The organism is Corallococcus sp. CA054B (assembly GCF_003611625.1).
Taxonomy (GTDB): Bacteria; Myxococcota; Myxococcia; order Myxococcales; family Myxococcaceae; genus Corallococcus; species Corallococcus coralloides.
On the sequence record NZ_RAVY01000304.1, the window covers coordinates 1 to 7,852 of the forward strand.

General features: G+C 71.1%; 4 protein-coding genes. All 4 read right to left on the bottom strand.

Annotation, left to right across the window (positions count from 1 at the left end; all coding sequences use genetic code 11):
• Window positions 1-1,281, bottom strand: a 1,281-nt coding sequence (locus D7V80_RS39165) for a tetratricopeptide repeat protein (RefSeq protein ID WP_120592897.1), incomplete at its 3' end; no start/stop codon positions are given.
• Window positions 1,278-4,712, bottom strand: coding sequence for a tetratricopeptide repeat protein (locus D7V80_RS39170; protein WP_120592898.1), 3,435 nt, complete (start codon window positions 4,710-4,712; stop codon window positions 1,278-1,280). The genes D7V80_RS39170 and D7V80_RS39165, both read right to left, overlap by 4 nt.
• Window positions 4,713-4,714: 2 nt before the next feature.
• On the bottom strand, window positions 4,715-7,120 hold the full coding sequence (locus D7V80_RS39175) for a tetratricopeptide repeat protein (protein ID WP_120592899.1): 2,406 nt from the start codon (window positions 7,118-7,120) through the stop codon (window positions 4,715-4,717).
• Window positions 7,121-7,132: 12 nt separating this feature from the next.
• Window positions 7,133-7,852 (bottom strand): dihydrolipoamide acetyltransferase (locus tag D7V80_RS39180; RefSeq protein WP_120592900.1); only part of this gene is annotated, 720 nt, incomplete at its 5' end.

Here is a 7,852-nt window from a genome sequence, read left to right on the forward strand (position 1 = left end):
GGTCGGGTTTACCTCGGGGGCCTTCGCGGGGGCGGCGGCTTCGGCGGCCTTCTTCAGGCCCTCCTTGCGCTCGCGCTCGCGGCGGCGCGTCTCCCGGTCGATGCCCTTCTGGGCGTCCTTGAGGTACTGCGCGGTGCGCTCGTCGGTGCCGCCCCTGGACTTGTACTGCTCCAGGAAGGACGCGGCCTTCTGGAGGCGCTCCAGGGTGTCCATGCCGGCGGGCTCCAGGTCCAGGTGGAGCAGGCCCAGGTTGAAGTACACGTCCTTCGCGTCGGGCTGGAGCTGGATCGTGCGCTCGTATTCGGCCAGGGCGCGGGGGAAGTCGCCTTCGCCGCGCAAGGCGTTGCCCAGGTTGAGGTGGGCGGCGGCGAAGTCCGGCGCGGCCTTCACGGAGGCCTCCAGCTCCACGCGGGCGCCGGCGTAGTCCTCGCCCTCGTTGAGCAGGGTGCCCAGGTTGTTGCGCGCCTCGGCGAAGTCCGGCCGGAGCGCGATGGCCTGGCGGAAGCGCTCCAGCGCCTGGGGACGCTCCTTGAGGCCCAGGTGCACCAGGCCCAGGGCGTTGAGCGTGGCCGCGTCCTGCGCGTCGATGGCGAGCGCGTTGCCCAGCACCATGGACGCCAGCTCGTACTTGCCCTCGCGGGCGTACACCTGCGCGAGCACCTGCATGGCGGGCACGTGCTGCTCGCTGACCTGGAGCGCGCGGCGGGCCTCCGCGACGGCGGCGGGGTGCTTCTTCTGCAAGAGGAGGTTCAGCGCCAGCGCCGTGCGCCGTGCCACCGAGTCCTGCTTCGCCAGCGCCTCGCGCAGCTCCGCCTCCAGCGACGCCGCGCGGCCGGTGCGCGCCACCAGCCGCACCAGGCAGTCCCACGCGGCCTCCTGGTCCGGGTCCAGCGCCAGCGCCTGGCGGTAGGAGCGCTCCGCGTCCGGGAAGCGGCCCTGGCGCTCCTGCACGATGCCCAGGTTCGTCCACGCGGGGCCCAGCTTCGGGGACTTCTCCAGCAGGGCCTTGAGCGCGGTCTCCGCGATGGTCAGCTCGCCGCGCCGGGCGATCTCCACCGCGCGGGTGAAGTCCTTCTCCGGCCCCGCGAGCGACTTCGCCACCGGCGCCGGTTCCTTCGCCTGGGGCTTCGCGTCGTCCGGCTTGGGCGACGTGCTGACGGCGGTGACGGGCCCGGCTTCCGGCCCGGTGAGCTTTGAATCCTTGCGCGTCTCCGGACCGGAGGCGCAGGCGGACAGCCAGAGCACGAGCCCGGTGAGCGCGAACTTGCGGCCCGCGTTCATGGCGTGCCCCCTTCCGTGAGCCGGGTCGCCTTGTCCGGATCGACGCGCGCGGGCGCGGGCGTGGGCTGCGCGGCGAGGCTGCCCAGCAGGCCATCCGGATACACCGTGTCCGACGCGAGCGCGCCCCGGGCCTCCTTGAGGACGGGGTACTCCTTGGGGCGGAAGCGGTTGAGGGACTCCAGCGTGCGGCGCGTCCATTCGTTGGAGACGCGGTGGTTGCGCGCCTCCTTGAGCGTGGCGGCGTACTTCTCCACCGCGACGTCCTCCAGGGCCACGGTGCGCTGCGTGAGGATGTCCTGGTACGTCAGGACCGCGTCGTCTCCCATGCGCTTCACATCTGGAGGAACCGGCGCGTCCAGCAGCGAGGCCGCGAAGCGCTCCCGGATGTAGCCGAGCCGGTAGAACGACGCGAGCGACCACTCCAGCTGCTTGTACGGGATGACCTTCATGTACGCGGCGTCCACCGCCTTCAAGGCCTCGGTCTTCTTGGTGAGGCTCTTCTCCAGCGCCTTGCCAGCGCCGGTGAGCTTCAGCGCGTCGAAGCGCTGGATCTCCAGTTCGGCCAGCTGGAAGCGGCTGTAGGCGGCGGCTTCCGCGGCGCGCGGCTGCGTGTCGTGCTTCAGCTTGCGGCGGTCGAACTCGTCCGCGGCGGCGGTGTACGCGCGCTGGGCCTCCTTCGTGTTGCCGCGCTTCTTCCACGCGTCGCCCATGCGGCGCTTCGCGTCCACCACCAGCTCCACCTGGTCCGGCTTGCTCGCGAACTTGCGGACGAAGGCCTCCAGCGCCTGGATCTCGCCCTTGGTGTCGCCCGACTTCTCCAGGATGCGGGCCGCGCGGTACTGGTTCTCCGGCGCGCTCTTCCCGTGGGGGTACAGCTCCACGGAGCGCTGGAAGGCGGCGGCGGCCTCCGCGTAGCGCTGCTGTCCTTCGAGCAGCGACGCCGCGTTGAAGAGCGCGGCCTCGCGCTCCTCGGCCTTCGGGTAGTCCTTCACCAGCTTCTGGTAGCTGGTGACGGCCTTGTCGAAGTCGTAGGACTTCTGCGCGTTGAGGGCCACGCGGAACAGCGCGGTGTGCGCCCACGGCGACTTCGGATAGTCGCGGTAGATGCGCTCGTAGAGCTTCATCGCGGAGTCGAAGCGGCGCAGCTCCTCGTAGGCCACGGCCGCGTTGTTGAGCGCCTTGTCCGCGAACTCGTGGCGGGGGGCCTCCTCCACCAGCTGGAGGTACTTCTTCGCCGCCTCGTCGTAGCGCTTCTGCGCGGCCAGCTGGTCCGCCAGGTTGAAGCGGCCGGCGAGCTTGAACTTCATCAGCTCGCGGTACTGCTCGCTGGACGGGTCCACCACCTGCGCGTTGCTGGCGAGCCGCGCGCTGACCTCCTCCACGCTCTTCCAGTCCTGGTCGATGAGGAAGGACTCGATGATGAGGTTGGTGGCGTAGCCGGCCACGGGGTTTCGCGGGTACGCCTGCACCACGCGCTCGAAGCGGGGGCGGGCCTGGGCGAAGTCGTCGTGCGTGTAGAAGAGCTCCGCGGCCTGGTACGCGATGCCGGGCGCGGCCTCCTCCCTGGGCAGGAGCGCCACGTACGCGTCGGACGCCTTCACGAGCGCGGCCTCCGTCGGGGTCAGGGCCACGGGCGCGTGCGCGCTGTCCTTGGGGCGCTCGCTGGCGCGCAGCGGCTTGCGCTCCGGCACGCGGCCCGCCTTCACGTCCTCGTCCAGCTGCGCCTTCCAGGCGAGCACCGCGTTGTGCGCGGACACGTCGCGGTAGGTGTTGTCCTGGTTGGAGTCGCGCACGGCCGAGTACTCCTTCGCCGCCGCGCCGTACGCGTCCGAGTTGAAGAGGGACTCGGCGTGGAAGAAGCGCATCGCGTACGCGGTCTTGCTGCGCGGGAAGCGCTCCAGGTACGTGCCGTACGCGCGCGCCGCGGAGGCGTAGGTGGCCTTGGCCTCCGCGTCCTTGCCCTCCTTCTGGAAGGCCTGCGCCTGCTGGTGCTGGTACGCGGCGGCGGAGTAGAGGCTCTGCTCGGCGAGCGTCTGCGCGTGCGACAGCGCGTTCGGGTCGTCCTTGTTCTTCTCGTACCAGGCGCCGCCGGGCAGGTAGTCGTTGGCCAGCTTCTCCGACTCGCGCGCGTACAGGTCCATGCGCCGGTCGCGCTCGTAGGCCTGGACGATGCGCTGCTGCAGGCGGGGCGCGTCCGTGGTGAGCGGGTCGGTGGCCAACACCTGCTGATACGCGGCGATGGCCTCCGGGTTGCGGAGCTGGTCGAAGTAGACGTTGCCCAGCCGCCGGTACACCTCCGGCTCGTAGGGCCGGCCGCCGCGCTTCGCGAAGAGGTCGCGGGCCTTCGCCACGCCGCCCCAGGTCTCATCCGCGAGCGACAGCGCGATGTACTGGAGCGCCTCCGCGCGCAGGTCGCCTTCGTCCGCCTTGCTGCCGGACTGCTGGTGGGACTGGTAGTGGTCCAGGAGCAGCAGGAAGCTGTCCACGGACTCCTCGAACCAATCCATCCGGTAGTACGTCCAGGCCAGCTTGTAGCGGGCCTTGTCGTAGAACCGGTGCTCCGTGTCGCGCGTGGCGGCGGTGTACGCCTCCGCGGCCTTGCGCAGCGCCTCCGGGTCGGTCTCCTCCTCGAACCAGTACTCGCCGATGCGCGTCCACGCGTCGGTGGCGAAGCGGCTCTTCGGGTAGCGCGTGGTGAGCTGCTGGTAGGTGGCGAGGCTCTCCTCGTCCTTGTGCTGCTCGTTGAGGCAGTACGCCAGCAGGTACAGGGAGCCGTCGTTGAGCTTGTAGTCCGGGAAGCGCGCGAGGAGCGTGCGGTACACGCCGATGGACGGCGAGAAGTCCACGTCCGGCTCCGGCGGCAGGTCCGCCATCGCCTCGTTGGACAGGGTGCGCACGCGCTCCGCGTAGTCCTTGCGCGCCAGCTGGTGCTCGTCCGCGGAGCGCTCGTAGTACAGCTCCGCCAGCCGGAACATCACGTCCGGCGTGGCGCGAGGCTCGTCCGGGTAGCGGCGCAGGAAGTCCTCGGCCCGGGCGATGGCGTCCAGCCGCTGCGTGCGCTCCTGTGACTCCAGCGCGGTGAGCGTCTTCTCGTAGGCGTTGTTGAGCGCCGAGCGCTTCTGCTGGTAGCGCCGCTCGATGAGCTGCTTCACCTCGCGGTGGAAGTCGCGCGACTCCGCCTCGTACGCCTCCAGCGCGCGGCTCACGTCGCGCAGCAGCTTCTCCTGTTCGGGCGTGTGGCCCAGGCCGTCCAGGTAGCGCGAGGTGTTGGACGCGGGCGGCGCCGCGGGCGCGGGCTGCGCCTTCGCGGGAGGGGTGGTCGCGGAAGGCGTGGAGGCCTTCTTCGCGGCCTGGCCAGGCGTCTTGGCCTTCGCGGCGTGAGCGGCCAGCGGCGCCAGGGCAATGAGGAGGGCGAGGGCAGGGCGGCGCATGTTCAGTCCCCCCCTTCCGACGACAGGACGTCCTTGAACTCCAGGTCGAGCGAGCGCAGCGCGTCCGACTTCTCCTTGGCCACCTTCTGGATGTTCGCGGTGTTGTCCTGCGTGCGGCTGAAGGCCACGTCCACCGTGCCGGTGTCGGCCTTGAGCACCAGGTCGTAGAACTGCTGCCGCACGCGGCGGAAGCTCTCGTAGGCGATGCGGCCCACCAGGTTGCGCGCGTCACCGGACGCGGTGGCCACCTCCTGCTCGTAGCCCTGGAGCAGCGCCTGCTCCACGCGCACCTTGTCGCGGATGGACTTCACGCGGTTCTCCAGCCGCGCGCGCAGCGCCACCCGGGCCACCGCCACGCGTCCGCGCAGCGAGTCGATGCGAGTGCGCACCGCGTGCATGCGCAACAGCACGCGGGTGTCCTCGCCGGACAGCCGGCCCTCACCGGCGCGCAGGACGGTGTGCTCCTGCTGGAGCGCGGCGGAGTAGCGGGCGCGGATGGCGGCCTCGCCCTCCAGCGACGTGTCCGTGGACTGGCGCTCACTGGCGAGCCGGGCGCGGGTGCGGTCCAGCTCCGCCTGCAGGTCCTTCAGCGTGGCGATCTCCGCCTGGAGCTGCACCAGGAACTCGCGCTCCTCGGCGGGGTCCGCCTGCCGTTCGTCGCGCGTGTCCTCCACCCACTTGCGGATGGCGGCGGCGTTGGCGTGCAGGCTCTGGAGCTCATAGCCCACGCGGAAGGCCTCGCGGTCCACCAGGTCCACCTTCGCCTGCATGCGGTGGCGGCGCTCCTCCAGCTCCTTGTTGGTGGTGGGCAGCGCCGCGAAGCGCAGCCGCTGGGCCTCGCGCGCGCCCTGGGCAACGAGCAGCTTCTCGCGCTCGGCGGGCGTCAGCTTCTCCTCCACCAGCGCGGCCTCCGCCTGCACCAGGGACTGCTCCACGGCGGTGAGCGCGGTGTCCACGGCCTCCGTGCGGACGTAGCCCTCCTGCAGCTCCGGGAAGGCCTCCAGCCCGCGCGCGTCCAGCGCCTCCAGGATGCGCTCCGCGATGGCCTTTGCCTCGCCCGCGCCCTGACGGCCGCTGTCCAGGTCGCCCACCATCCGCACCGCGTCCGCGACCTCCTTCTGCGTGGACGCGTACTTCAGCGCCAGCGGGGGCAAGAGGGTGCTCACGTCCAGCGAGCGCTCGTTGCGCGCCAGCAGGTTGTCGAAGTACGCGACCGGGTCGTGGTTCACGCGCAGGAGCGCGTCCACCTTGTCGCGCGCGGGCGTGAACATGCGCGCCACGCCGTCATACGTCTCCAGCGCCTCGTCGTACTGGTGCAGCTTCTGGAGAAGGTGCCCCTGGAGGATGCGCGCCTCGGGGGCGAGCTGCGAGTCCGGCGCGACGAGCAAGAGGATGTCCGTGGCGTTCTTCGCCTGCGTGAAGTCCTGCTTGCGCACGTACGTCCAAGCGACCTCCAGCAGCGACTCCGGGAAGCGCTCGCTCTCGCGCGGAATCTGGCCGTAGTGGTCCAGCGCCTCGTCGTAGCGGCCCGTCTCGTACATCAGCCGGCCCAGCGACAGGAACGCGAGCTCGCGGAAGCGCTGGGCCTCCGCCTCCGCGAGGCCCGTGGACACCACGGCCTCCGGCCCGGTGCCCACGATGCGCTGGAACTGCGCGATGGCGGCCGGGTAGTCCCCGCTCTGCACGCTCAGGACGCCCAGGTGGTAGACGGCCTGCACGCGGAAGGCGCCGGGCGCCTGTGCCAGCGGGGCGAACAGCGCGCGCGAGCGCTGCTGGTGCTCGTCCGGCGTCAGGTCCGGGCGCTTGAAGGTGCCGCGCGCGTGCACGTAGGCGATGTCCGGCGCCAGCACGCCGCCCGACAGCTGCCGCGCCTTCTCCACGTACGCGTCGATGCCGTCGAACTGCTGGAGCCTGCCCGCCACCGCGAGGTAGCGGCTCACGGCCTCCTTGTAGCGCTGCGGCGTCAGGGGCAGCGCCAGCACGTCGCGCAGGTACACCCGCGCGCCGATGTCGTTCTTCTGCTGGTAGAGCGCGTCCGCCAGGTAGAAGACCGCCTCCGGGTAGCGCGGGTGCGCCTTGAACGCCGGATCGCTCACCAGGTCGTAGAAGAGGACGGACGCGGCGGCCCAGTCCCCCAAGAGCGAGTACACCTCGCCCTCGGAGAAGCGCTTGAGCTGCGAGTCGGTGCTGCTGGGCTCGGGGCGCTCCGTGAACTGCGTCTCCACGAAGCGCAGCGACAGCTCCGCGGTGCGCAGCTGCGCCTCCACCGCTTCCACCGACGCCGCGCGCGAACTCAGCGAGGCGGGCATGGGCGGCAGCGCGGCCCCCGGCTTGGATGCCTGGGGCGCCGGAGCGGGCGCGGCCCCGAGGGACAGCGCGAGGGCCAGGGCGTGCAGCGTCGCGGTCACGGCCTTGCGCTCCTACTTCGGCTCGCTGGAGGTGGTGGCCGGCACTGCGGGTGTGCCCGGAGCGCCTTCCTTCTCCGATCCGGAATCCGGACCGGCGGGACGGTTCGCGCGCGTGTCCTTGGCCACTTCGATGTCGTAGCGCACCGCGGGCCGGTCCTTCAGGTCCGTGGTGAGGCCGCCCTTCTCCACGCCCACCACGTTCACCGTGGTGACCTTTCCGGACTCCGCGTTGAAGGTGTAACTGGATTGCACCTTGAACTTGTAGCCTTCCAGGTAGCTGAACACGCCGTAGCCGCTGCCCCGGTACACGAGGCGCACCGCGAGCTGGTGCTGGCCCGGCACGATGCGGCCGTTGAAGACCTCCAGCGACTGGTGCCGGTTCAAGTCTCCCTGCGTGTCCACCTGGGTGAAGATGGGCGCGCCGTCCAGCGCGTACACCACCGACTCCAGCTGGAACGCGTTGCCCATCTCGTTCTTGTGCACGAGCACCGCGCGGGCGCCGGTGGACAGCTCGCCGCCCATCACCGACTCCTGGAGCAGCAGCAGGCGCGCCTTGGAGCGGTAGATCTTCTCCTTCAGGTCGACGACCTGCTCCTCCAGCGTCTTCACGCGGGACGTGAAGGCCTCATCCGCCGTCTGGTCGCCCGCGGGGGCCTGCGCGGCGGGCGCTTGCGGCGTGCCAGCGGCCGGTGATGCAGCGGCGGCCGGCGCGGCGGCGGGGGGCGGGGAAGC